Genomic DNA, 25252 nt, shown 5'->3' on the forward strand with positions numbered 1-25252 from the left:
CTTATATAAAAGATAAGAGAATGACATATGCCGAACTGCTCTTAGATAACAGATGGAAAGCGAAAAGGGCTTTTATAATTGAAAGAGATAAGAACAAATGTACTCACTGTGAGAACCTGTCATATGTAAATGAATTACCTGCTTCAAGGTTCAGTATTTCACAAGATAGAAATAGAACACATGTTAGTTATACGGTTGGGAGATTCAGGTCACATGCTCGTATAGACATTCCATATAATAAATTACAGACATTAATTAACCCTACCGATAACTATCACAGATGCCTGTACATTTATCCTTCTGCTCCCACTGACTCAGTTTATGCTATCATAGCTTATGAAAGAACAATGGGCGAGATTTCTAATTTGAAAGATATTCACAGGAGCATAAAGTGGTTATATACCAAAGGTTTACATGTTCACCATAAGTACTATCAAGAGGGTTTGAAGCCTTGGGAGTATCCTGATGAAGCCCTTACAACACTTTGTGGTTTATGTCATGACAATCTCCATAAAAGAGTGAAAGTGCCATACCTCGATGTAAACGGTAAGGTCATTAAATCACTGATTCCATGCAAAAAGTGTATGGGCAACGGGTTGATTCCCCTGTACTCCCATGTTCAAGGTGGTATATGTTTCGATTGCCTTGGCACAAGATATACTAACCTGTAAAACAAGTATTCACTACAATGGCTGAAATAGACCCTATAATCTTCCAAGAGCCGAGAAAGACTTTTATGGAGATACTGAAAGTCAACAACCGTGAGGTACCCTTTGCTAATCTGCTGGGGTTCTTTTTCAGACCAAGAGAAAAGCATGGGCTTGGTTTGCTGTTCATTAATGCTCTTTTGGATGCACCATGTTCAGACATAGGTCTGGCAGATGATGCTGATTCTGAAAGCATAGTTAGAAACAGGGGTTACAGAGACAATGCCTTAGACTTGTCGCCTATTGGTCATATAGATACTGCTACAGTTAATGTAGAGGTGGAACAACCTACTGAATCAGCAAAAAGGATTGACCTGTTGATTTCGTCTGATGAATTCGCACTGTGCATAGAATTCAAAATCAACCATGACTTAAACAATCCGCTTAGTGATTACAGGAAGTATGTGGAGAAACATCACAGCGGTAAGCGGCATTACTACATCATTCTCACACCTTATAAAAAGGAAGCTATTGGAGAAGCTAAGTGTTTTTTTGAAAAGGATAATAAGTTCAAGCAGGTCATTTTAAGCCATTTCTTCTCTAAGATAAAGTTGACACTCCCTAATGGATACGCTATAGAGAATGAGCATAATGAGTACTATCGCTATTTCTGTGACTTCGTTCAGACTGTTGAAAACAGAAAGGTTCGCTCTGCCAGGCATCATGCACTTAATATACTTAACAGAAAACTCAACAGCCTAAAAATCCCTTCTGTTCTCAACCACAACAATAGCGGTGGGTACTTGAGAATTTCGAATGGCAGCATTGACGTGAAAGTAAGAATCTCAGCATCAGGTTGGCAGCTTGAGAGGTGGTCAGCAAAAACTCCGATTGAGAAGGTGTTAATCAATAACAAGGAAATAGGCTATCAGAAATTGGTAGAACAGGTTAAGCAGTACCATAAAGCCTGCCATTATAGGCAAGACCAAATTGTATAACTCTTTGCACTCCCAAAGCATCAACCCTATTATGACAGATATACAAAGAGAATTTTTGAGACTCCATGTAATATGCGGAGATAATTACGCAGCAATAGAGCAGAAGCTTTCTGTTTCCAGACCGACCCTAACACAGTGGTACGAAGAACTAAGACATGAACGGGAGCGAATTGCCAAAATCAGAAAGGTTTGGACAACCAAGAAATTCACTCCTGTTTTTGAAGACTTTTACAAGTGGTACAGCGAGCTGGAAAGGAAATGCCACTATTGCGACATTACAGAAGCACAGATTGCAGAGTTGCTTGAGAGCAGAAACCTTCAAACAAAGCGAATAGATAAAAGGGGTAGAAAGCTTGAATACGACAGGAAAGAGCCGAACCTGCCTTATGATAACATGGATAACGTTGTTCTTTGCTGCTATTGGTGTAACAATGCCAAAACAGACACCTTTACCCACGTTGAATTCAAAGAGGTTGGGAAAGTTTTTAAAAGCATTTGGCAGCAACGAATGGCAAAATGATTACAGACGACCAGACTTATTTTCTGTACTTGGCTGATACTCTTCCTAAAAAGTACCCCACATTCTATAAGCGATTCGAAAATGTGCTGAACGACTGTGGCATCAGTTATGACCTATTACCTGGTACAAAGGACATTTGGTGCAGGGATTATATGCCGATACAGGTGGCACATGACTACTACATCAAGTTTGTTTATAATCCTGATTACCTACAAAGTAAGAAGTGGCTAAAGACAATTTCTGATACAAATAGTATCTGTGAATCAATAGGCATTAACCCAAAGAAGTCGAACATGCTGGTTGATTGTGGTAATGTGGTTCGAGCTACAGACAAGGTTATTATGTGCGACAAGGTGTTTTCGGAAAACCCAAGCATACCCGAGAAACAGCTAATAAAAGAACTACAGAAACAGCTTGAGGTTGATAAAATAATTATCATCCCTACCGACTCTTCAGACAAGATTGGGCATGCAGATGGAATGGTGCGTTTTCTGGATGATAAGACAGTGCTGATAAATGATTACTCAAAGGAAAAACCACAGTTTCAAAGATGCTTTCGGATGGCGCTGCATAATGCTGGTCTTGAGTGGTTAGAAGTTGCCTATAACCCCTATGCCAATAAAAAACCCATACAGGCTAATGGTATCTACATCAACTACCTTCAGATGAAGGATGTTGTCATTGTTCCAACTTTTGAAATGGAAGAAGATGAAGCTGTTGTAAAGCAATTTGAGCAGTTGTTTAGTGGTAGTAAAATAGCAACGGTTGATTGTAATTCTATAGCCAATGAGGGTGGAATACTAAACTGTATTACGTGGAATATAATACAGAATCAGGCTAAGTAATGTGTACTTTAATAAAATTTAAATCTTATGGAATTACCTAAATATAAAATGGCTGACATACACGAAATGATTTATTGGGGGCAAGCCAAGACCTACACTGTTACCGACAGGTATCACGTGTACATAGTCTATGATATGCATAACCCAAAAGTCGTTACAGGCTATTATGCTCTTGAAAATGAAACTGAAAAGCTAACTGGAATTCCGAATACCAGTCAACTAAACAAGTTCTTGCGGAGCAAGTCCAAGTAATCACTAAGTATTAAACCAAACATTAAGATGGAACCAGTAGAGTTTGATGCATTACCAGGTTTAGCAGAGCGCCCAACTGTAACACTACACTATGCCCCTACCAAAGCGATAGAAATCCCTATTTTTATAATATCCAATGATATGAAGCGGTGGTTCTTTAGAGAAATATACAATCGCTACTTGAACTTAGGCAGGTACCTGATACACAGAAGGCTTTATATCAGGGAGCCGTATAGTGGTGTGAACGAGTATAAGACCCCAATCCTATCAGAAAAATCTATCTTAGCCATCTATGATGTTGCCCAAAAGGAATCAACCAGGTTTAAAGCTACGGTAAGCGTTGAGATAAGAAAGAAGATAAAATACTTTATCTGTGGAGAAGAAACTACTGGACTTCCTAAAGATTACTCAGACCCAGTTGATTCAAGACACTGGCAAAAAAACATTGATGAATTTCAGGAATTCTTTAAGCTAAATGAGAAAGGATTTAGGTATGGTCACTCCCACTTTTATGGAGACTCAGACAGTACACAATTTTGGAAATAATTAGTAATTGTTTGCCTTTAGAGATATGGTATAAAGGTAAAGTCATTTCTATTTACATAGAAAACGGTCTTCGAACCCAAACACTTTTACCTTCGAAGACCAAGTAGTTAAGTTGTAAATGTAAAGTAAAGCTTAATCATGATAGAGAACCTTACTTGGCACCCGATGGGAAGGTTAAGTTCTCCCGAGAGTAGGTTAGGGGGAGGGGTATATTTACTTGTGTTTCGAGGTACGCCAAAGCGAATCATATATGTTGGCACTACAAACTCTTTCAGCAGGCGTATTGAGCAACATCGTGTGGGGATGTTGTCTGGCAGGAGAACAGTATGGAAAGTGAATACCAATGAGGATATTTATGAATTAATGAGCCATACTGAGGAAGGTAATTCATACGAGTACTATTACTCCTTAGCCAAGAAAGGTAAACTGTGGGCTACCACCACACTTGAAAAGGATGCACCAGCCAACGACCTGTTGAAAAGGGATAATTTCGAACTTAACTGGAAGAAATTTGTGCATGAAGAGTATATTCACAACATTGAAGTATGGGCATGTACTACCGCTGCTGAAACATTCATAGATAAAAGGATAGAGTCACAGATTCAGACCTCACTGAAAATTAACTATGGCATTGGCTCACATATTCATAGTACTGGAATGTGCTGGTTGGGAAAAATTGAATATGGAGCAGAAGTTTTTGATTCAGTATTCACCTTTACAAACGCACCTGACGTTTCAGATGAATTCAGTCATTTACTCAGCAACCTGAGTAACACTAATGTAATCAAGTACAGGAAACCATATAAAATAGTCGAAAAGGCTAAAAAAGCAGGGAACCTAAGACTTCTCAGAGAAAAGTGGAAATTTGCCCATACACCATGGCTCCGTGAGGAAGACGAAGCACTATTTAACTTCTGGAAACGGAACATACCTTTAGAGGTAATTGCCGAGGGATTGCAAAGGTCACCAGACGAAGTAAGGCAAAGGATAAAGTACCTGTCGAAGTTCTATAAATTTTACTACAGCTAAAAGAAAGTAGTTGTCACTATTTGACCTACAAAATGGCTAATCTTCGTAGCAAAGTACTTTAAAGTTCATTTCCCTAATACCATAGAGTATCAGCTTATATCCTGAACTTTACAATTAAACTACTTATATCGATTTCCCTCGGCAACACAATGACGTTCTACTTCCTCTAACCAAGTGTCATACCAGTACCAATGTTTAGCAACCATAATCCCGTAATTTTTTCCGCTTGCTTTAGCATCCAATTCTTTCCATAGCATTGTATGCTGATGCTGCCCAAATTTTGGGAATCCTTTGCTTTGCATCAGAGACCATACTTCTGCTGGTAAATACTTTTTTCTCTCCCTTTCTTTGATTACAACATACTCTTTGTTTAAGGATTCTGCTTCTGGTGAATCTGCCTTGATAAACTCTATCACTTTATCTGCTTGTCCTTTACGATTTACTAATTTAGGTACATACAAAACTCTATATGAAAACCTTATATCATTAAACTCTTCCTCTGTTAAGGAATCATCAAAAGCATTGATATATGAAGAGATGTTTTTGGGCAAGTCTGAAAATTGACGAAGCTGTGTCGCATGGTCTTCATTTATAGTTGAAAACTGTAATGAAAATGATAGATATTTATCAATTCCATAGCTTTCATTGAACAGGCTTTTAATATGTGTATTATAGTTTAGGCAACATGCTTGAAATCTCGCACTCAAGTAATCATCTACCCTTCGACTCATTTGATGCTCTATCTCGTGTCGAAGACCTATTAGGAATTTAAGGTTTGATTTCGCTATGGGGTCGATTGGACAAGCATCATCATCTAAACATCGCTCAAGTTCCCAACACTTGTATGCCCCTTTCTTAGTCCTATCAAACCTTCTTTTACCGTTTACTATTTTATGATATCTGTATTCTACTTTTTTTTCTTTGTAGTAAGCGTGTAATAGGTACATCCATGCGATGTTCGACAATACTATGAAGCTTTCTGATTTAAACTTCATATTTGGGTTATTGAATATCTGAACAGCACAAAGCATTGCTTCTCGTGATTTGATTAGCAACTCTTCTTTGAAAGACCAGATTTTTTTAAGCTTCATTATCTAAGTTTAATATGTGTTACTCATTCAGCTTCTTATATACCTTCTTGAGCATCCAGTTTTTCACCAGTTGAGAAAAATCCTCGTTATCCATAATCTTAGTAAAGATATCCTGGTTCAGCTCCATGCGCTGGATTACTTTGGTCAAGAACCTATCCTCGAAGCCGTATTTAAAGTTCTCCATGGAGTTGCTTCGGGCTTGTAGCGACAGTTCCTCATCCAGCATTAACTCCGCTTCTATTTGGTCAAAGAACAGTTTGTCGGCTTCCGTAAAGTCCGTACCAAACCTATCATTCAATACCTTAATGATTTCCGATAACTGCGCCTGCTCTTCCTTTTCGCCTCGCATACCAGCCTGTGTTGTACCTTTTAGACCATATTCGCCCTGTTCTTCCAGCGCAATAGTGCCTTCGCTAATTTTCTGGATGCGGTAATACTCCAACGCCACTTCATCGTCCAGATGAATGCCTTTACCTGACCCATTCTTAGGTAGCTTGTTGTACAGCAATCTGCCATAAGCAAACAGCTTCTCCATCTCCATGTCATGGAACGGCATAATCTGCGTCAGGAAAGAGTACAGGCGAATGAATGTGATAAGCGTGTGCTTGAAGTCTTCTTTCTCTTCTTCGTTTGGTAAGCATTTGTAACGCTGCACCGCTGGGTCTATGGCAACATCCAGCTTCTTCTGAAGCTTGGCATTTACCCTATCGGTTGACTTGAAGTATACCTCGCAGAAAACATCCACTTCCGACTTCCAGATAATCTGCGCTAACTCTAACTTATATTTCAGGTCAGATAGCAGGTTCGGGTCTGTTGGAGTATCAACTGTAGTAAGTTCGTAGTATGGCTGGAACGAATTAAGTATATCTTCCTGCTCGTTAGCAAAGTCCAGCACGAAGGTGTCTTCCTTGCCCTTAGCGGTCCTGTTCAATCGGGATAAAGTTTGTACTGCTTTCACGCCAGACAATTTCTTGTCCACGTACATCGTGTGCAGCAGGGGCTGGTCAAAGCCTGTCTGGTACTTATCCGCCACCAGCAGCACCTGATAGTCGGTGGTTTCAAACTTTTCAGGTAGTTCTTTTTCCTTGAAACCGTTCAACTGCTCTTCGGTGAACTCGCTGCCGTTGTCCAGCACCTTACCCGAAAATGCAACCAGTGCTTTGATATCAGAGTAGCCTTTGTCTTTGATGTATCTCTGGAACTCCATGTAGTAGCGCACCGCATGCAGTCGGGAGCCTGTCACGACCATTGCCTTGGCTAAGCCACCTATCTTCTTGCTCGTTACCTGGCGGAAATGCTCTATCATTATCTCAGACTTCTGCGCCAGGTTGTGCGGATGCAGCGACACGTACTTGCCAATCGCTTTGTTAGCTTTCTTCTTGTTCAGGGCAGGGTCATCCTCGATGGCTTTAGTTAGCTGAAAGAAGGTCTTATAGGTGGTGTAGTGTTTTAATACATCGTGTATAAAGCCTTCCTGTATCGCCTGTCGCATAGAGTACAGGTGGAAAGGTTTTGGCTTCCCATCTGCATCCACCTGACCAAATACTTTCAAAGTTTTTTCCTTTGGCGTAGCTGTAAATGCAAAGAAGCTGAGGTTGGGCTGCATGCCACGAGCCAGCATAGACTTTCGGATAGCATCTTCGGTATCATTATCATCATCAGTGTCTACTTCGCTTTTCTCCGCTTCTTCCAGTGATTTAGCCGCCAGTATCTCCTTTATCTTTTTGGATGATTCACCGTGTGCTGAACTATGGGCTTCATCCTGAATGATGGCATATCTACGTGCTGGTAGTTCAGCAACCTTATCCAGTATGAAAGGGAACTTCTGTAAAGTGGTGATGATGATGTTGGAGCCAGCGTTGAGCGCATCCGCTAACTGTGCAGAGTTCTTATCTATTTTCTGCACCACGCCCTGCTTATGCTCAAACTGAAAGATGGTGTTCTGCAACTGCTGGTCAAGCACCTTTCGGTCAGTGATAACGATTACACTATCAAATACACGTTCATCTTTTTCATTATGCAGACTGGATAGTCGGTAGGCAAGCCATGCGATGGAATTACTCTTACCAGAGCCTGCCGAATGCTGAATCAGATAGTTCTTACCAGCACCATGTTCACGGGCATGTTTCGCTACTTTACGCACCACATCCAACTGGTGGTAACGTGGGAAGATGATGGTTTCCTTTGTATACTTCTTACCGTTGACCTCGTATTGCTCCACCTGCAAGTGAATAAACTTACCGAGTATGTCCATCCAGCTATCCTTCTTCCAAATCTTCTCCCACAGGTAAGATGTCTTATAACCTTCTTTATTAATCGGGTTACCAGCACCGTTGTTGTGACCTAAGTTAAACGGCAGGAAGCGTGTGCTTTTCCCATCCAACTTTGTGGTCATGTATACTTCGTCCTTATCAACAGCAAAATGCACCAGCGCACGCTTCTTCCCTTGAAACAGTAGTTCTTTCTCATTTCGGTCGTACATGTACTGCTGCTTGGCATGCTCCACGGTTTGATTTGTGAACTGGTTTTTGAGTTCAGCCGTAGCCACAGGCAATCCATTTACGCTCAGCACCAGGTCAAGCGAGTTCTCGTTTTGGTTGCTGTACTTCACCTGCCGTGTTACGGTTAGTTGGTTCATCTCGTACAGCGTTTCCGCTTCGGGGTTCAGGCTGCTCTCGGGCTTGAAATATGCCATCCTGAACTTCACGCCCAAATCAGTGATGCCGTTGCGCAGCACATCCAGCGTACCTCTAAGTTCCAGTTCCTTACAAAGCCTGTAGAGCAACTTCTTTTCCATCTCCGCACCGTGCATCTGACTCAGCTTCGCCCATTCCTTGGGCTGTGTGGTTTGCAGGAAAGAAAGTACTACCGACTCGTCAAGAGCCAGGTCTTTGTTGAAGTTGTGCCTGTCGCCTTTGGTGTAGCCACCTTCTTCTATCAGAAAGTCTTCGATGGCTTCTTCGAAGGTCTGCTCGGTGTGGATGCCTGTTGCCATAGCTAATGTGTGGTTATGCTAACGCTGTGGAAGTGATGGGTTCTGGTTGGTAGTCACGCACGTCAATTTTGCCCGATACCGCTTCGGAGATAAGGGCTATGCGATATTCTTGCATTAATTTTATTTCACTTAATGCTTTATTAATTACCCCCTGTATCCTTTCTAATTGATGATTTACATAAGTGGAGATGCTTTGCTGCTCTTCATAAGGAGGCAAAAGCACAGGCAATCTTTTAAGTAGCTCCTGGCTTAATGAAGCTCTCGTTACCAGATTCATCTCTTTAATAAAAAACGTTCTCACTGTCTGGCTTCTGAAAAAGTACTGAGAAAAGCTCTTGAACAAATAATTGTCTTTCGGTCTAAATCTTATCAAGAAGCCAGCGAAGACTGCATCTTCAATGGTTTGTAAGCATGTTGATGCAATTCCTATTTCCTCAACTGTCTCAGAAGTTCGGGTAAAAAACACATCGCCTTCTTTCACAGAGAACCTATCTCTATCCACCTCAGTAGACTTTGCTAATCCAGCAACACTCTTTGGTAAGTAAATATTTTTATATACATCGCCATAGCTTACAAACGGGTAACCAGAACCAAAATAATCAGCCCCTTCACTAACTCCATTTTGGCACTCCCCAACATACCTTAGTGGTACTATCTTCCAATGCGCTGGCACCATACCCAACCACTCCATGCCACTGTCTTTCATCGGAGCATTAGGGTTCAGCCCTTTGGTAACAGCCTCGTTGATAACCGCTGTCTTTTCCTCTTCCAGCAAAGCAATCATATGCTGCTTCTTCTGGATTAGGGAGTCGATTTGGGAGGTTTTGTCGTCTAAGAAGTTGGCAATGGCTTTTTGTTCGTCAAGCTTTGGGAAACCAACACTAATACTTAGTAAGTCTTCCTTTGATATGTTCTTCATACTGGAACTGGTTCCAGTTGCTTTCGAAGTTAGTACAGACCTAAATGGAGCAGATATCATCAAATAACTCAACCAAGGAACATTTAGACTTACTTCATTTCGGAAAACAGTTTGCCACAATCTGTCAGGTAAGAACAAATTATCATATGCATTCGAGACATATCCACTTGCACCAACAAGGTCAGGGGTATTCATTCGACTTATTATGATGCTGTTTGCTCTTACTGCGCATTTAGTTCGTTCAATTTCATCTTGCAGCACCTTTTTATTTTTTGATGCATCAAATCTGAGAGTATAGACACAACTCGTCTTCAATATACCTGCTTCACCTTCTTCAACTGGAATATCCTCCGAATTTACACTTACACCTGACTCTAAATCCTGAATCACATACTTTAGCTTTTTTACCTCCCAATGAGTAGGTACCTCATCAAGCCATTCAAATTCTGCCACTTTATAGCTATCATATCTTTTTATCATACTTCTCTGATTTAGGAAATAACATTAGCCACCTCGTCATACACCTCTTCTTCCAGCTTCATTATGTCGGCACGTATCTCGTCCAGCGAACGTAATGGCTTATAGGTGTAGAAGTATTTAGTAAAGTTGATTTCGTAGCCCACTTTGGTCTTGCTGTGGTCTATCCAAGCATCAAGCACATGCGGTAGCACCTCCCGCTTGAAGTATTCCTCAATGTCCTCGGTCAACGGCACGTTCTCGTTGTCACGTAGCGAAGCATCAGACTTTGGATTACCCTTCTTGTCGGTTACTACCTTGCCGTTCTCGTTACGCAGCGGTCTTTCGATGGTGATGCGACTATACCCAAAATCTTCGTTGTCGAATAGCTTACAATGCTCACTTGGCACAAATTCACCATAGATTTTGGTGATATCTTCTATTTGTTTAGGGCTAATCTCGTTGCGCTTGTTGCCAAGGCTCTTGGACATCTTCTCGTAGAAACCAACAGCATTGATAAGCTGCACCTTGCCCCTACGCTCTTTTGTTTTGCGGTTGGTCAGCATCCAAATGTATGTACCAATTCCCGTGTTGTAGAACAACTGGTCAGGCAGCGCAATGATGGCTTCGAGCATGTCATTCTCGATAATCCACTTGCGTATTTCAGACTCGCCAGAGCCTGCACCACCCGAGAACAGAGGTGAGCCATTGAACACGATACCGATGCGGCTACCCTCTTCATTCTGCTTCATCTTGCTAACCAGGTGTTGCAGGAAAAGCAAAGAACCATCCGAGATACGTGGCAGACCAGCCCCGAAACGACCACCAAAGCCTTTCTTCTGGTGTTCGTCTTTTATCTGCTTTTCCGCTTTCTTCCACTCCACGCCAAAGGGTGGGTTAGTCAGGCAATAGTCAAATTTATTGTTTTCAAGCCCATCATTAGAAAGGGAGTTACCCAACTTAATGTTAGCAGGATTCTGACCTTTAATGAGCATGTCGGCTCTACAAATGGCGTAGGACTCAGGGTTCAGTTCCTGACCAAACACTTCCAGACGAGCCTTCGGATTTAGTTCTTTCAGGTATTCTTCCGCAACAGACAGCATACCGCCCGTACCAGCACATACATCGTACAGTGTCTTCACAATACCTTCCTGCGTGAGTATTTCACGGTCATTGAGAAACAGCAGGTTCACCATCAGGCGTATCACCTCACGTGGCGTAAAATGCTCCCCTGCTGTTTCATTGGAGATTTCAGCGAACTTACGTATTAACTCTTCGAAGATGTAGCCCATCTCCATGCTGCTGATTTTACTCGGGTGCAGGTTTATCTCCTGGAAACGCTTCACCACCAGAAATAGTAGGTCAGCTTCTTCCAGCCTATTCACCTGTTCTTCGAACTTGAAGTACTCCATTATCTCCCGTGCGCCTTCAGAGAACCCGTTGATGTAGTTCCGAAGGTTAGCAGCCAGGTTGTTAGGGTCAGCTATCAGCTTTTCAAAATCATACTTGCTGCGGTTGTGGAAGCTAAGCCCAGCTTCAGCATTAAGGATTGGGTCAATGTTCTGAATGTTTGAGTTTCTCAGAGACTCATACTTAGCCAGTACGTTAGGCTTGGTCTTTTCCAACACACAGTCCAGTCGCCTTAATATGGTAAAAGGCAGTATCACTTTGCCATACTCTGCCTGTTTGTAATCACCTCGCAATAGGTCAGCCACCGACCAGATGAAGTTGGCGTACTCTCTAAAATTTATCATAAATGGGTATTCTAAATCTCTCTTGAAATAATATCCACAAGATAAAATATAATATTTAGAATATTAAGTGAAATTTGGGATATTGTAGCTGTAAAAACGGACTTAAAAAGCTATCCACCTTATAAGCTAAACAGTCACAACATCTTACTACTTTTAGAGAACAAACATGACCACAAAAGCAACTGACACTGTCACTTCTAAACCTGAATCCTTCACACTCACTGATATTGCTTCATGGCAGCTAAACCATCAAAACTCCCCTGTTGATTTACCGCCATTACAGAGAGGGTTTGTATGGGATGTAAATCAAATTGAGGCAGTATGGGATTCATTGCTCAGAGGCTTTCCTATAGGAGCATTTCTGCTATCAAGAAGTGAGGATAGTAAATTGTTTTTGTTAGATGGTCAGCAACGAGCAACATCAATAGCGTTGGGATATTTTAACCCTTGGACGTTATCAGATATCAATTTTTGGTCTTTGAAAAAGACAAACATGCCAGTAATATGGATTGATTTGGCACCAAACGAAAAGACATATACTCAAAAATTTGTTGTTAGGGCGGTCACCCAGTCACATCCTTGGGGATATCAAAGGGTTTACAACTCCAACATACTAACTGTGCCTGACAGGAGAAGAGCTTTAGAAATATTCAAGAAGAACCCTGTAAATGACATTAAAGGGTATATTGGTTTGTCAAATAAAAATGTGTTCCCATACGATGCGAACCTGCCTGTTCCATTATCATTCCTTATAGAAGCTGTTTCAACTTCTGATGAAGCAAGTGACAGTAAATGGAAAGAAGAGTTACTATCGAAGTGTAAAACATATCTTCCAGAAAAATACATTGTTACCAAACATAGTGATAACACTCAGGGTTACTTAGAGAGCCTAAAAAACCTACTCTTTGGTGATAATTTTGATAATAGCATCTTTCATGCAATTAAGCATATTCAACGTGTAGAAATACCAGGAATAGTTGTTAAACAGGAGGTACTAAAAACAGAAGATGAAGAATCTGGCAATAATAGCAACAGCGAAGATTCGACATTATTTGTGCGACTAAATTCATCAGGTACAAGAATTGCAGGCGAAGAGCTAATTTATTCCATCTATAAAGCATCCTTCCCTGAAGCCAAAGGATTAGTAGAGAGTATCGGTGCGAGCTTTGTTGCACCTTCAATGGTTATTTCTTTAGTTTCCAGATTAGCTTACGCAGAATTGAACAATTCGTATCCCGCCCCTATGAACGTCAATGACTTCAGAAGAAGGATAAAGAATGTTGAGTTTAGGAACATGCTCAAGAACTACATTGATGATTTAACTACTGAACAAGAGACACCGTGTAAGGCTAAGCAAATTTTTGATTGTGCCATTAACATACTTTTGTCCGAGGACGATATCAAAATTCCGCCAGTTTTAGTTAAGAGCATTGTAAGAAAGTCACCCGAGTTATTCTTGATGCTACTACAGTGGATTAGATTAAAGAACTGCCATATTACTCCAAGTGAGAAAAAACGAGCGTTAGCATCAGTTACTGCTTTAAGCTGGTTTTGCAGAGATGAAAAGAAATATGTCCGTGAAATATGGAATAATATTTCTTCCGAGAACCTTTGGACAAGAGAAGTTCTACAACTTCCATTTTTTGGCAGAAATGATTACTTAATGTACCCATTGGTTCCTCCAACAACTTTACAGAAGTGCTTAGAGGAAGATGTCATTAATAAAAATAAACTATGGGATGATTTATACCCTGAATCTAATAGTGATATCGCAAAACAGTATGAGTATATCCTGAATACAGAAAACAAGTCTCCCGAAGACACGAAACATCTTGTTAATAGTATCTGGTATTCGTTTATCAAAGAAGTAATTAAAAATAGATTCTTACTGCTTTTTGCTCAAAGAGAATACATCAACAATAACTTTGGTGATTTCAACCAGATGGAAAATCTAAAAGACACCAACACTCCATGGGATTGGGACCATATTTACCCTGGTAGTTGGGCTAATGGAAAATGGTATATTCATAGAAACACAAAACACTGGACCAACACTATTGGCAACCTTCGTGCAATGTCATTAGAAGATAACAGAAGCGAGAGCAATCATTTATCCCCTAAAAAAAGGCTTGTTGATGTAGAGAAAAGTATTGATGTTCGTGATGAAAGCTTTGTTAAAGACAATGATTGGGAATACTGGGAGAAGATTGAAAACAGAATAAACCATGACAACACAGAGATGGTAACTGTTCATTTATCCGCTATCATATCACGACTTTGTAATATTTATGCAGAATGGTATGATACACTTGAGATAGGTGAAATACTTGATTTTGGAGATATCGCTAAAAGCAAATCTAAAGTAATGCAAGAAGTATCTGAAATGGATTCTACAATTGTATAGATTTTACAGAATTGGCTCCGCCAATAATATTGACTATCAGCTATAAAATCATTTGGCTATAAACTACGATGGATAGTTTTAAAGCACACATTAGGAAAATACTAAAGCAGTCTGAACCTTTATCGGTCTTAGTTGATGATGCATTCAATGCAGATGAGCAGGAAAGAATAGGCAATTTGCTGCAACCACTAATAGAAACAGGTAACAATGGAGATGAAAAACTCAATAAGACATTAGACAAGCTGCTAAGGCAGTTTGTATGGAATGCTACTGAGTTCTGTAATGATGGCTCTTCAAAAAAATATGTAGGTCAGCCATATTGGTCTGAAAAAGCAATTATACATTATCTTGAAAAGAAGCTATATGACTTTCCAAATCGCTGTAAAGGTCTTAGGCATGAACATGCAATGCCAATAAACATTATTATACAGAAGATAAAAGATAAGCCAGAGTCCATTACTGAAATTATATCAAAGTATGCCAGGGCAGTTATAGTTACTAAAGATGAAGACGTAAAGATAACAGCCAAGAAGCTTCATAATTGTTTACCTGATGGTTTTGAAACTCATGGTAATCTTTTGTGCAGGTACACAGCATCAGATGTTTCTGCAATCTATGATGTTAGAAAAGTTGAGTTCATAAATAAACTTATCTCTGGAAGTAAAAAAGAATTTAATGAAGTAGTAAACAGATTAAATTCTGCTCCAACTCTAAAAATTAAAAGCTAACCTAACGCTGTGTATCTGACAGTCTATTTAAAATGTATGCTTCAGCATCCTTATACAGCTTATACAAAGCATCGTTGGGTTTCGCTATCTCTTCTACAAATTCAGGGCTGTCGAAACAGAATATCAAACCTAAAACAGTCCTGAAGTCGCTGGCTATTTCCGCTGGCTGGGTAGCTATAAAGTCGTCAAAGTATAGTTCAAGATGTTCTGGCGTGATGTTCAGCATCATATAATTCATTATTTTTGTTGAATTATATATAAAAGTTACGCCAGTCTATCCAGAAGAACTTCCTTCTACTGAAATAGGAATGGCAGTGAGTAATTTTAAACCCACTGCCATTTCGATTGCCCACTCATATAATGTACCTGTTACAAAGCTCCTTCGCTAAAATAAGGTATCTTGATGATTGCTCAGGCTATCAGAAAGATTTAACTCTTCAATTCGTAATGCCCTCCACTCACTGGCGTTGCAAACCTTAACTATTTCTCCCCTGAATACATTGTCATAATCATCATAAAAGTAGGTGATATGAGCATCTCTGAGATTGATGTTGAAATTGCCTTGCGCATACATTATATCAGAAACCAATCTTAGTATTCCAAAGCTATTATACCTTAGTTGGTTACCAGCTAAAGTTATCGAACATGCGAATTCTTTTTCTTCCTCTTCATCATTTATGAAGACCACAGACTTTACTGTTAGTTTGGTTCTAATGCCTCTCGTTTTTTTAACGTTAGCCAGAATATTAGGTAGTTTAGAAATGTCACCTTTGGTTTCCATCCTGGCTACCTTTCCACTTCTCAGGACTCTTAAAAGCTCATCCGTAGCCACAATGCTTATATAAGTGGTATCATGCTTATAGGTGTTATGATTATCTTCATGATTGGCAAGCTGAAAATATGGTGCTTCATTTCCATGAACCACTTTGATTTTAGCCCCTAAGTATTTTTGCAGTACTCCTTGTACCGTTTTGTAAAACCCATCTGCTTCACTTGCATCCAGATACTGTTGGGTGAAGCCATTGTGCAGCACATCACATAAGCTGCTGGTCGCATTAACACCAGAAACATCTTTCCGCAATAGTGTCTTTGATTCTGGCGCCAGTCTTACTGAGTATTCTTCAGTTGATATGAGAACGGTTAAGCTTTTCTTATTCTCTACGATGCCGTCTATGAAATCCTGCCTGATTCTGGCAACTTCTATCTTTCCCATGTTAGAATTCCTTTATTGTTAAACATGGTATTTCTATACAGAAATCAGAATTTGTTTTAAAAATTAAAGGTAAAATTATCATAAACACTATCTTATTTAGTATAAAAATCTGGTTATTAAATGATTACAACAATTTAAATGTTGCCAATACCTATGACTGAAAATATTTAATCAGGTTATGCTGTACATTGTCTGATAGAGTGGTCATAAATGATGCAGACTGTTCAATATAAAAGAGGTATCGCACTATTTTGACCACTCTTTCACGACCCTTATACCTGTCTATAAGCACCTTACCTTGCTTCATGCGAATTTAATGTTAGCTTAACCCGATAAAGGCTGATAATTTTTTAAACTTTTGATTTTGTCATTTCTATAATGCTCAGATTTATAACTAAACAAAATGAGCATAGAAGCACGAAATTTAAACAAGAAGATACAGCAGTTTAGGAAGTTAGAGGCTGAGTTACAATGTCCTTTTGCAATCAGTAGTGTTAATGACTACATCAGCCTAATGCAGCGGTATAGAGAGTACCTGGTCCTCTTCAACCACCTTAGTAATGCCGTAGCTAAAAAGCTATATTCCAATCATTTCAGGACTCCCAAACTTGATGAACTGTTAGTTACACTTTATCTTGATATGGAAGCAAAGCAGATAGTCTTTGAGAATGGAAGTCTCTTAGCTTTATATGTAGAGGCAGATGAGACTTTTAACTTCAGTTCGTTTATAAGCCTGTATAGCAACAGAGAGTTCTGCGACCTGCTATCCTGCTTCAACACACCTATTGTTATCTCAGACGATGTGATGGAAAAACTACCTCAGCACGTTTTCGATTCCGATAAAAACTGCGCCATTGATGATACCATTAATGATTTAATGACCGACAGGGTCGGCAAAATTGAGAGGCTGATACTTGAATATTAAAGGTTCTATGGTTCAATCATGACAGGTAAAAAAACTGCCTGTACCCACACGATAAATTTTCAGGCAGCGGGAGTTTATATATACCGTAAACAAATGCAATAAGTATGGTTAGTAAACACCCGCAACATATGACCTATCAGGAAATAGAAGACCTGGTTATTTACAATAGGAAAGAAGCCTATGTGCTGAGCATTCCTGAACTCACAGATGCGTTGGAGAAGATAAAAGCAGAGTGGGTCTGGTATTCACTACAGGAATTGCACGAAAAAGCATACCCTCTTTGGGTAAAGGAAAAAACATTCCTACAGGTTCAGGGAGAAAAAATAATAGCTGATACAAGGAACAGAAAGATAAAAGGCATACTCCGTGATGAGTAGCACCATAAACAACAAACCAAAAAGGAACTAAGAGTTAGTAAATTACTCTTTGTTCCTTTTTGGTTTCCTTCCTGTTATTGAAATCAGGCTGCCATTGGCACACTTGCTTCATCGCTACTTTGACTTGTTATCTGCTCCACATCGAGAGATGGCACTATACTATATTCCTTCTTAAAGTAGTATTTAATGGTATCAATAACCTCTGTTGTATGCTCTGGAAGAGTTAGTACTGAATCATGTATAGTTGTAAGAAACGTGCTATTGCGCATCAGTCTATTCACAACTCGCTTTATCATGATATCGGCTTCGGTGGTCTGCATCAGGCGGCTCAGCAGCGTGTAATCATTCGCCTTGTAATGCTTGATAACAGCATAAACATTAGGGAATCTGTTTCTAAAATACTCTGAGTCTTTGCTTCTATCAGCATAGTGGTTGGTGCAATAGAACAGGGTAGCAAACAGCATCTGCTTAAATGTTTTCCTATCACCCATAAAATTCATCTCCGACATCAGCACATTATAAAGCTTTCCTTGGCTACAAAGGTCAATATACTCCTGCACGTCTGCTGGGAGATTGTTACAGTAGTAGTCTACCAACAGGCTACAGAAGATGAACGGCTGTGAATTCCTTATGTCTATATTCACCAGTAGCTTATAAGGATGCTTCTTGTGATATAGGAACTGTCGCAGTGACTTGGACAGGTTAGTGATGAACGTGTATACACGCCCTGTTACATCGTCTGGTTTAAAGCAAAAATTCCTGTTCACAATGTTGCGAATGGCGGCAAAATCAGCGTTGCGCTTACTCTGCATCACCGATTTCAGGTAATCAGCATCATCCAAAAGAACGCTGTCGTATTTGTCTTCATTTTTCAAAGAGATGGAGTAGAAGTCAATGTCTGGGTAATCATACAGTGCCTGCTTAAAGCTATCATACAAGCCTTCTGGCGGCAGCGAATCAATTAGCTGGACAGTCCTTTCGTATTTCTCATCAATGTATTGCAGCGCCTCCTCATGGCGTATTCCGATATACTTTAGCTGCGTTCTAATGTAGCTCTCTGGCTTCGATGCCAACACCTGCTTTCTCCTTTGTAATTTACGAGCCAGTTCATCCTTTAGAATCATTATCTCCACCGCCTTAGACTGAAACGCCATGGAGATGTCATAACCTCGTGACACCACACCAGGCTCATAATGGTTATCGGTGATGATAACTCCCCACTCAAGCAGGTCTTTTACTATAATCTTGTAGTAGTCAGCACCCAAAATATCCCGTAGAGTGGTGGCTTTTAGTGGTACCATACCATTTCTCTTAGGCGTGGTGAATATCTTCTGCTCTATGATTTTAGACAGCACGTAAGCATACTTATCCTGATGGTCCAAGCGGTATCGTTCGCTGTTGTATTTGGCTAATATTAGCTGTGGTAAGTTTACTTTTGATGGTATGTAAAGCTTTCTCTCATTGTTCTTTATCTTCATTTTTAACTAATTCTTTTTTCTTATTTATATATCTGTTGATATAGCTTCTATAAGAAATAAGAGATTAGTTTTAAGATTGTGACTAATATAATTTCAGTTATATCATATTTCATCTTTCTGAATACTGACTATTATCTTATCTGCTATTCACTTTCGTTCATACCAGATGAAATGATACCCAATAGTTAATATAGAATACTTAGAATGGTAAATCTCTTTGTCTTTAAGTAATAGTTAATATTAATAAGTATAATATATCATTATCTTGTATAAAATTGGCTCAAATTCCATTTCCAATAATTTCCCCTTTTCTATATCTTATGGTTAATGACTTGTAAGAGTATTCACTTCAAAAACACCACCAGTTAGCTGTAAACACATATTTTAAGCTAATTTTAAAACACCCAAAATTTCACATTCTTTCACATGTTCTATCTGCACGAGCGGTGAGCGAGTGTTACAGTTACCTGGGAGCGGAAGCGAGCAGGTAGCTTTCAGAATAGGAAGTAGATATAAATTTATCACATAAATTAAAGGAAGAATTCTACCTGATGTATAGTTAGAGACCAGAATGGTATAAAAGCTACTTTACCTATAAGTAAAAGGTATTATAAGTAAGTATAATATATCATTATCTTGTATAAAATCGGTTAATCAGTTTAGTCTATACATAACCTTCAATACTACCTCATATAAGCGCATTGCATCACTTATAAGAAGACATCATTACTATCACTACAAACATCTTCTCGTTTAGCTGATTCTGCTGTATCGACTTTCACAGCCTAAATAGAGTGGTTAGACATATTGATGACATAGGTTAAAAATTGCTCTTTCAGATATTTGAAATCAATTAGTGAAAATTTCAAACTTATCCTTTTTTCAATGTATAAAGTGCATAAATAATTTAAATGCTCTTTAATGAACAATATAACGAAAAGAAGAACTAAGTACATAAGAAGCTTTCTCATTAATACAGTTTATCATGTAGCACGCAGAAGTTTCTATTAATTCAGTAGTCTCAGCACATCGTAAATATTTCAAAAAAAAAAATAAAACAACTCTCAATCAAATTTCTATAAGTGGCAAATCAATGGAAATCATGGAGACCACGATAGGGATAGAAACACTTATACAATTAGCGATAGATATCTTCTTAGAAGAAGAGGAGGAAGAGGAAGAAAATGAAAACAATAAACAGAAATAAATGTCTGATTTGGACACGGGTATCATCACAAGAACAACTCGACAACGGTAGTTTGAATACTCAACTCACTATTTGTACCGACTATGCCAAAAAATTAGGCTTTCAGGTTATACACCACGAATCGGCTTACGAAAGTGCAAAAGAAGAAAACATTAAGTTCAAGCAGATGATGAAGAAGCTTACAGATAAAAGAAATAAGTACGATGCTTTGATAGTATTATCTGCCAGCAGATTCTCACGATATCTACCTGTTGCGAGTACTAAATTGATGGAACTGAAAGGAAAGGGAATACACCTTCACGTTCAACGAGGTAATCTATCGTCCGAAGACGATAAAGGTGTAATGAGCTTGTTTCAGGAGTTCTTAAAAGCAAACGAGGAAAACCAGGAGCGGAAAGAAATCACCGTTATCAGCAGGTTGGCAAAGTTAAAGCAGGGAGTAACTGTCAGCAAACCTCCAATAGGGTACGTTACCAGTTCCAGAAAAGGAAAGTTAGATGAAAACAATCAGTTGTTCCCTTCGATTGAGTTATGTCCTGAGAAAGCACCTTTGATGAAGAAAGCATTCAGGCTTATATTACAAAAGAAGACTATAACTGAGGTAAACGCTGAGCTTTCCAGTCTTGGTTTAGTAATTGGCACAAAATACTTAGGTGAGTTGCTAAGGAAACCGATATACTGTGGCAAATTAGTCGATAAAACTCTGCTGGATGCAGGTATTCCTTATATAATGGGTAAGCATGAAAAAATCATCAGTGTTAGCGAGTTTGAACAGATACAGAGGCTCTTAAACAAGAGAGCATTGAAAAAGAAAAAGAAAACAAATGAAGATGAAACTCCTTTGAATGGCATTTTAAAGTGCTATAAGTGCCATAAGAATCTTTCGGGCTATGTAACAAAAGGTATAGCATATTACAAATGCAATCATGGGTGTAAGCTGAATGTATCGGGGAAACACGTTCATAATAGTGGCTTCCAACTGTTAAGAAGCTTTGAACTCAATAGTGCTTATACAAAAACTATTCAAGATTTTATAGACATAAAGTACAACGAAAGATATGCTGACTTAATCCAACAGCATCGCCTAAAAAAGAATGAATTAGCAAAATTACAAGGAAGGCTTGAAAACCTTTTAATTATCAAACTGGACGGCGATATTGATGAAAGCACCTATCGAAAAATAAAAAAAGAAACGGAGACCAAGATTAACATTATTAAGAGTGACATGATTAATCTAAAAGTGCCAAAGGTCAAAAACATACACGATAAAGTAATGTCGCTTTTAGAAAATCCTATTCTGCTTTACGAAAGATTAAAGACGTATGAAAAGAAAGCTTTTCTGAAAACAGTCATTACAGATGGCTTAACCTACGATAAAGACAAAAAGGGATTTGAGGGCTTAAAAATCAATGAGATGTATAAACTACAAGCCCAATTCTCACCAACATACTCAATTGCTGCATAGTAATATTTTACACTCAAGACAAAAAAGGGAACACATAAGATGTTCCCTTTTTTGTTTAATTGAGATTCATAAACCTAAAATGCTTCTATGAAAAGAGATGTTCATGTTCATCATAGAATCTGATAATCTTCTCTAAATCCTCCACAAAAAAGTTCGACATGAGTCCGCTTGAGGGTACAAAAGCCCTGCAGAATCAAATCTGCAGGGCTTTTTTGTTGTAACAGGGAAACAGTAGTTAGCTAGATCCTACAGAAACTTGCTGAAACAGCTTTACATTCGTGTAAAAAGGGTTGTCTTTCTAACTCCGTTAGTTGAGGTTTCTGTTAAAAGCTCTGCTCCACTCTTCTGGCAAGTATAAGTAATAGTGTAAGTTCCAGAAGGAACAGCAGGACGACCTTGATTTTTACCAGAGCAAAACACATCTTCAGTACGGGTAAAATTGTATGTAATAGTATTACCACTTACCGTGTACTTAAAATGAAATTTAAGTGATGAGCAAATGCCGTTACAGTCAGGATTCTCAGAATAACCTTCGCCGTTGCTACCAAAGAAGTAAATTAAAGATCCAGCTCCATTACAGGTAGAAGTCTTCCACATGCCTACAGGGCAAGAGCCGCTGCTCCCAGAGTCTCCGTTTTTAATCTTTTCAGCAATCAACATAAAGTCTTCTTCGGCATCGCTTACACAACCAAAAAATGTGAATGAGAAAAGGACTATAAGAGAGTATAAAATTGATCTGTTTTTCATATTCAATAAAAATTAAAAGCTTATAGATATATTTGCTCCAAGTGTACCGTTTGCATTAGACATTAAAAACATGTCATAACCAAAACGAACAAGCGTGGATGGCTTGCCAGATGCACCCATTGTTAAGGACCGCTGCGCAAATAAGCCCAGATGGGCACCACCACCGAATACTCCTGCAGATTCACCCGCATTTACTTTGTTGTTCTCATCAGCTTTGCCACGTGTATAACACATGCCACCACCCGCCAGACCACCAAACGTCACAATGTTTTTCACCGATAATTCTTTGAATAAGTAACCGGTAACGTAATGACGCGATCCGGTGTAGGTTTCATTACCTATGGTTTCAGAATATCCAAAGTAATTTGTTGAGGCTAAACCATAACCTGTGGAAGGGGCTTTTGGAACACTACTTTGTTTGGGTTCAATGTATTTTTCCAGTAGCACATTAAAGCCGAAAAGCGGTTTTGATTCGAAGTCATAACTATCTTCAGAGAATGTTAACTGTCTGGAGAAAGATACACCGATAAATGTGCGGTTTAACTTTTCTGCTGTGGTTTGCGTCCTTGATACTGGTTGTTCACCTATCTTTCCGAGCAAATTATTAACCTTAGCACCTACTGATGCGTCTGTTGCTTCTGTATTTTTAGGCGCAGACTGCAACGTACTAAACAATTCCTCACGGCCATTTGAGTATACTATCTTATGTACTTCAGCACGTTTAAGATTATATACAGGACCTTCCTTAAATTCAAAAAGTTTGTATTTAATTGTTTCATCAGAAATTTCAGTAACTAAGGCTTTAATCTCAGTTCTGTCAGTTTTGGTGATGATATCCTGAGCCTGCAGAAAGGTTACGGTCAGGAGGGCAAAAAACAACAAGTAGAGTTTTTTCATTTTATAAATATTAGGGTGAAAAAATTAAGCTCTTAGCCTCTAAATCTAAACTTTCAACCAGCACGGTTAACTGTTGAATGCTGTAATTATAAAAGACTAACACATGTGCTAAAAGATTTTTGATGATAATGACATAGTCATCAAACTATATCCAAGTAAGAAGCAGGTTATTAAGTATGTCGAACAAGTAGATTATTGAGGTAAAATATCAACTTTAGAAAGTAACAAATGTATGCCACCTGTCTTTCTCCCCCAATACTCAAAAATGGGTAATTTTAGGCTGCATTTGCCTAACTAAGCGATCTTAACCGTTACTATCTGTAACTTGCTCATTAACCAGACTTTCTAAAACTTTTCTATTCTTGTTCTCAAGTCTGTCATAAAACTTTATAGTGGTCTTATCTAAAGGCACTAGATGAAGCGTGCAGAACTCGAGCGGCACTTCTTTTATCTCATCCTTCTTAAGCCTTTATAGCTCCTCTAAGAAGCTATAATCAGTATAGAAATCGGTATAAAGCGCAAAGATAGACTTGGAGCAGTCCCAGACCTGACATTTAATCTCAGCCTTATACTTGGTGACATATTTTGTAAGATAAACCCCTCCCAGTTTGGAGTTCTTCGTATCTACTTTCTTCACATCAAAGCACACCTACCTCAAAAACCCTATACTTATTCGCCTACGTACTGATTACCTTTGATTGCTATCCAGATTCTTTGCCCTATATTTAGGATCGGGCAAAAGTGTTATTACCCCGGAAAGTATAAGTCTGATCAAGTTTTAATTCGATAAAAAATAATGGCGACAGGATTACTCGCTCTCTTGGATGATGTGGCAGCACTTGTAAAAGTTAGTGCGGCAAGTTTGGATGACGTTCCCACGCAAGTGGCTAAAACAACAGGTAAAGTTTCAGGTATTGTGATCGATGATACTGCCGTTACGCCAAAGTATGTAGTTGGCCTCGATCCCAAGCGTGAGTTTTCCATTATATACCAGATCGCTAAAAGGTCTTTGGTTAATAAAGCTATTTTTCTGGGTCCGGCTGCGCTGCTGCTAGGTTACTTTGCACCAGGTGTTATACCATACTTGCTAATGGTAGGCGGGGCTTTTTTATGTTTTGAGGGCTATGAGAAAATACACTCCATGTTCAGCAAAAGCCATGAGCCCAACGATCAGCCAACCGAGGATATGAAAGTGATAACCCCACAGGAATTGGAGAAAGAGCGGGTGGGCAGCGCCATTCGTACCGATTTTATACTTTCCGCAGAGATCATGGCAATTGCCTATGCCACTGTAGCCGACAGCACCCTTATAACTCAAATTGCAGTGTTGCTGAGCGTGGCTATCTTTATAACTATAGCTGTTTATGGATTTGTAGCCCTCATTGTAAAAGCTGATGATATTGGCTTACACATGGCACAGGAAAAATTTCATCCGACTACACGTAAAATTGGGCGCAACATCGTAAAGTCAATGCCTAAGTTTCTGGTCATACTGGGTTATGTTGGTACGGCAGCTATGTTGTGGGTAGGTGCGGAAATCATTGCGCACGGCTTACCGTTTTTACACCACCCGCTGGAGAGTTTAGAGCATGCCCTTTCCGGTGTTCCGTTTATTGCCTGGCTGGCTAAGGTAATTATACTTGCTTTGGGAGGAATACTGTTAGGGGCAGTTATTGCAAAGCTTGTTGCATTGGCACAAAGTATATTTAAGAAATCTCCGGCAAAGGCTGCATAATAACAAATGCCTTATAAAGATATA

At 39.2% G+C, this 25252-nt stretch carries 22 protein-coding genes; 13 read left to right on the forward strand and 9 right to left on the reverse strand.

The features are described from left to right. Positions 1 to 20 precede the first annotated feature (20 nt). From AC4BAP_RS16530 to AC4BAP_RS16560, 7 genes are all read left to right on the forward strand, one after another. Positions 21 to 671 carry a hypothetical protein gene (locus AC4BAP_RS16530; RefSeq protein ID WP_490583778.1) on the forward strand — a complete coding sequence of 217 codons (651 nt, stop codon included), beginning with the start codon at positions 21 to 23 and terminating at the stop codon, positions 669 to 671. Positions 672 to 688: 17 nt separating this feature from the next. After that, entirely contained in the window at positions 689 to 1645 is a 957-nt protein-coding gene (locus AC4BAP_RS16535) for a PD-(D/E)XK nuclease family protein (protein WP_490583779.1), read from the forward strand. 31 nt (positions 1646 to 1676) lie between these two features. Next, entirely contained in the window at positions 1677 to 2165 is a 489-nt protein-coding gene (locus AC4BAP_RS16540) for a hypothetical protein (RefSeq protein WP_490583780.1), read from the forward strand. Beyond that, a complete protein-coding gene (locus tag AC4BAP_RS16545; RefSeq protein ID WP_490583781.1) occupies positions 2141 to 3010 on the forward strand; it encodes an agmatine deiminase family protein in 870 nt (289 codons plus the stop codon). The genes AC4BAP_RS16540 and AC4BAP_RS16545 overlap by 25 nt, the downstream gene beginning before the upstream one ends. A 27-nt stretch (positions 3011 to 3037) precedes the next feature. Then, positions 3038 to 3262, forward strand: a complete 225-nt coding sequence (locus tag AC4BAP_RS16550) for a hypothetical protein (protein WP_490583782.1) — start codon at positions 3038 to 3040, stop codon at positions 3260 to 3262. Positions 3263 to 3289: 27 nt separating this feature from the next. Next, positions 3290 to 3808 (forward strand): hypothetical protein, encoded by a 519-nt coding sequence (locus AC4BAP_RS16555; RefSeq protein ID WP_490583783.1) that lies wholly within the window; start codon positions 3290 to 3292, stop codon positions 3806 to 3808. 138 nt (positions 3809 to 3946) lie between these two features. Beyond that, complete coding sequence (locus tag AC4BAP_RS16560) at positions 3947 to 4837, forward strand: GIY-YIG nuclease family protein (protein ID WP_490583784.1); 891 nt, start codon at positions 3947 to 3949, stop codon at positions 4835 to 4837. Between the two features lie 119 nt (positions 4838 to 4956). Here AC4BAP_RS16560 and AC4BAP_RS16565 read toward each other — a convergent pair whose 3' ends face one another. The 4 genes from AC4BAP_RS16565 to AC4BAP_RS16580 are packed head-to-tail and all read right to left on the reverse strand — an operon-like array spanning position 4957 to position 12052. Beyond that, positions 4957 to 5928: a DUF3644 domain-containing protein gene (locus AC4BAP_RS16565; protein ID WP_490583785.1), complete on the reverse strand. Its 972-nt coding sequence runs from the start codon at positions 5926 to 5928 to the stop codon at positions 4957 to 4959. A gap of 19 nt (positions 5929 to 5947) precedes the next feature. Further along, the gene (locus AC4BAP_RS16570) at positions 5948 to 8923 is read right to left on the reverse strand and encodes a type I restriction endonuclease subunit R (RefSeq protein ID WP_490583786.1); all 2976 of its coding nucleotides are present in this window, start codon (positions 8921 to 8923) and stop codon (positions 5948 to 5950) included. 13 nt (positions 8924 to 8936) lie between these two features. Further along, a complete protein-coding gene (locus AC4BAP_RS16575) occupies positions 8937 to 10322 on the reverse strand; it encodes a restriction endonuclease subunit S (RefSeq protein WP_490583787.1) in 1386 nt (461 codons plus the stop codon). An 11-nt stretch (positions 10323 to 10333) separates the two neighbouring features. Beyond that, positions 10334 to 12052 (reverse strand): type I restriction-modification system subunit M, encoded by a 1719-nt coding sequence (locus AC4BAP_RS16580; RefSeq protein ID WP_490583788.1) that lies wholly within the window; start codon positions 12050 to 12052, stop codon positions 10334 to 10336. 166 nt (positions 12053 to 12218) lie between these two features. Here AC4BAP_RS16580 and AC4BAP_RS16585 point away from each other — a divergent pair, with 166 nt between their 5' ends. Both AC4BAP_RS16585 and AC4BAP_RS16590 read left to right on the forward strand, forming a co-directional pair. Continuing rightward, a complete protein-coding gene (locus AC4BAP_RS16585) occupies positions 12219 to 14456 on the forward strand; it encodes a GmrSD restriction endonuclease domain-containing protein (protein WP_490583789.1) in 2238 nt (745 codons plus the stop codon). 68 nt (positions 14457 to 14524) lie between these two features. Beyond that, positions 14525 to 15184 (forward strand): hypothetical protein, encoded by a 660-nt coding sequence (locus tag AC4BAP_RS16590; RefSeq protein WP_490583790.1) that lies wholly within the window; start codon positions 14525 to 14527, stop codon positions 15182 to 15184. Between the two features lies 1 nt (position 15185). Here the strand turns inward: AC4BAP_RS16590 and AC4BAP_RS16595 are convergent, their stop codons facing one another. Both AC4BAP_RS16595 and AC4BAP_RS16600 read right to left on the reverse strand, forming a co-directional pair. Continuing rightward, positions 15186 to 15413, reverse strand: coding sequence for a hypothetical protein (locus AC4BAP_RS16595; RefSeq protein WP_490583791.1), 228 nt, complete (start codon positions 15411 to 15413; stop codon positions 15186 to 15188). A gap of 156 nt (positions 15414 to 15569) precedes the next feature. Further along, the gene (locus tag AC4BAP_RS16600) at positions 15570 to 16397 is read right to left on the reverse strand and encodes a hypothetical protein (RefSeq protein ID WP_490583792.1); all 828 of its coding nucleotides are present in this window, start codon (positions 16395 to 16397) and stop codon (positions 15570 to 15572) included. Positions 16398 to 16800: 403 nt separating this feature from the next. Here AC4BAP_RS16600 and AC4BAP_RS16605 point away from each other — a divergent pair, with 403 nt between their 5' ends. Both AC4BAP_RS16605 and AC4BAP_RS16610 read left to right on the forward strand, forming a co-directional pair. Beyond that, positions 16801 to 17322 carry a hypothetical protein gene (locus AC4BAP_RS16605; RefSeq protein WP_490583793.1) on the forward strand — a complete coding sequence of 174 codons (522 nt, stop codon included), beginning with the start codon at positions 16801 to 16803 and terminating at the stop codon, positions 17320 to 17322. A gap of 128 nt (positions 17323 to 17450) precedes the next feature. Beyond that, positions 17451 to 17699, forward strand: a complete 249-nt coding sequence (locus AC4BAP_RS16610; RefSeq protein ID WP_490583794.1) for a hypothetical protein — start codon at positions 17451 to 17453, stop codon at positions 17697 to 17699. Positions 17700 to 17782: 83 nt separating this feature from the next. On the opposite strand, the gene AC4BAP_RS16615 is transcribed toward AC4BAP_RS16610, so the two are convergent. After that, positions 17783 to 19177, reverse strand: coding sequence for a hypothetical protein (locus tag AC4BAP_RS16615; RefSeq protein ID WP_490583795.1), 1395 nt, complete (start codon positions 19175 to 19177; stop codon positions 17783 to 17785). 1184 nt (positions 19178 to 20361) lie between these two features. On the opposite strand from AC4BAP_RS16615, the gene AC4BAP_RS16620 reads away from it, so the two are divergent. Next, positions 20362 to 21849 carry a recombinase family protein gene (locus tag AC4BAP_RS16620; protein ID WP_490583796.1) on the forward strand — a complete coding sequence of 496 codons (1488 nt, stop codon included), beginning with the start codon at positions 20362 to 20364 and terminating at the stop codon, positions 21847 to 21849. Between the two features lie 270 nt (positions 21850 to 22119). On the opposite strand, the gene AC4BAP_RS16625 is transcribed toward AC4BAP_RS16620, so the two are convergent. Both AC4BAP_RS16625 and AC4BAP_RS16630 read right to left on the reverse strand, forming a co-directional pair. Next, positions 22120 to 22596 carry a hypothetical protein gene (locus AC4BAP_RS16625; RefSeq protein WP_490583797.1) on the reverse strand — a complete coding sequence of 159 codons (477 nt, stop codon included), beginning with the start codon at positions 22594 to 22596 and terminating at the stop codon, positions 22120 to 22122. Between the two features lie 12 nt (positions 22597 to 22608). Further along, positions 22609 to 23493: a hypothetical protein gene (locus AC4BAP_RS16630; RefSeq protein ID WP_490583798.1), complete on the reverse strand. Its 885-nt coding sequence runs from the start codon at positions 23491 to 23493 to the stop codon at positions 22609 to 22611. A 796-nt stretch (positions 23494 to 24289) separates the two neighbouring features. Between AC4BAP_RS16630 and AC4BAP_RS16635 the strand changes: the two genes are divergently transcribed. Next, positions 24290 to 25228, forward strand: coding sequence for a DUF808 domain-containing protein (locus AC4BAP_RS16635; protein WP_490583799.1), 939 nt, complete (start codon positions 24290 to 24292; stop codon positions 25226 to 25228). Positions 25229 to 25252 lie beyond the last annotated feature (24 nt).

The organism is Pontibacter sp. GD7, from assembly GCF_058216375.1.

Excerpts from the sequence above, each read along its gene's own strand:
- AC4BAP_RS16600 (WP_490583792.1), bottom strand. The coding sequence starts at position 16,397 with ATGGGAAAGATAGAAGTTGCCAGAATCAGGCAGGATTTCATAGACGGC.
- AC4BAP_RS16630 (WP_490583798.1), bottom strand. The coding sequence starts at position 23,493 with ATGAAAAAACTCTACTTGTTGTTTTTTGCCCTCCTGACCGTAACCTTT.
- AC4BAP_RS16550 (WP_490583782.1), top strand. The coding sequence starts at position 3,038 with ATGGAATTACCTAAATATAAAATGGCTGACATACACGAAATGATTTAT.
- AC4BAP_RS16535 (WP_490583779.1), top strand. The coding sequence starts at position 689 with ATGGCTGAAATAGACCCTATAATCTTCCAAGAGCCGAGAAAGACTTTT.
- AC4BAP_RS16635 (WP_490583799.1), top strand. The coding sequence starts at position 24,290 with ATGGCGACAGGATTACTCGCTCTCTTGGATGATGTGGCAGCACTTGTA.
- AC4BAP_RS16595 (WP_490583791.1), bottom strand. The coding sequence starts at position 15,413 with ATGATGCTGAACATCACGCCAGAACATCTTGAACTATACTTTGACGAC.
- AC4BAP_RS16540 (WP_490583780.1), top strand. The coding sequence starts at position 1,677 with ATGACAGATATACAAAGAGAATTTTTGAGACTCCATGTAATATGCGGA.
- AC4BAP_RS16585 (WP_490583789.1), top strand. The coding sequence starts at position 12,219 with ATGACCACAAAAGCAACTGACACTGTCACTTCTAAACCTGAATCCTTC.
- AC4BAP_RS16570 (WP_490583786.1), bottom strand. The coding sequence starts at position 8,923 with ATGGCAACAGGCATCCACACCGAGCAGACCTTCGAAGAAGCCATCGAA.
- AC4BAP_RS16610 (WP_490583794.1), top strand. The coding sequence starts at position 17,451 with ATGACCTATCAGGAAATAGAAGACCTGGTTATTTACAATAGGAAAGAA.
- AC4BAP_RS16580 (WP_490583788.1), bottom strand. The coding sequence starts at position 12,052 with ATGATAAATTTTAGAGAGTACGCCAACTTCATCTGGTCGGTGGCTGAC.
- AC4BAP_RS16615 (WP_490583795.1), bottom strand. The coding sequence starts at position 19,177 with ATGAAGATAAAGAACAATGAGAGAAAGCTTTACATACCATCAAAAGTA.
- AC4BAP_RS16530 (WP_490583778.1), top strand. The coding sequence starts at position 21 with ATGACATATGCCGAACTGCTCTTAGATAACAGATGGAAAGCGAAAAGG.
- AC4BAP_RS16565 (WP_490583785.1), bottom strand. The coding sequence starts at position 5,928 with ATGAAGCTTAAAAAAATCTGGTCTTTCAAAGAAGAGTTGCTAATCAAA.
- AC4BAP_RS16575 (WP_490583787.1), bottom strand. The coding sequence starts at position 10,322 with ATGATAAAAAGATATGATAGCTATAAAGTGGCAGAATTTGAATGGCTT.
- AC4BAP_RS16620 (WP_490583796.1), top strand. The coding sequence starts at position 20,362 with ATGAAAACAATAAACAGAAATAAATGTCTGATTTGGACACGGGTATCA.
- AC4BAP_RS16590 (WP_490583790.1), top strand. The coding sequence starts at position 14,525 with ATGGATAGTTTTAAAGCACACATTAGGAAAATACTAAAGCAGTCTGAA.
- AC4BAP_RS16605 (WP_490583793.1), top strand. The coding sequence starts at position 16,801 with ATGAGCATAGAAGCACGAAATTTAAACAAGAAGATACAGCAGTTTAGG.
- AC4BAP_RS16625 (WP_490583797.1), bottom strand. The coding sequence starts at position 22,596 with ATGAAAAACAGATCAATTTTATACTCTCTTATAGTCCTTTTCTCATTC.
- AC4BAP_RS16560 (WP_490583784.1), top strand. The coding sequence starts at position 3,947 with ATGATAGAGAACCTTACTTGGCACCCGATGGGAAGGTTAAGTTCTCCC.
- AC4BAP_RS16555 (WP_490583783.1), top strand. The coding sequence starts at position 3,290 with ATGGAACCAGTAGAGTTTGATGCATTACCAGGTTTAGCAGAGCGCCCA.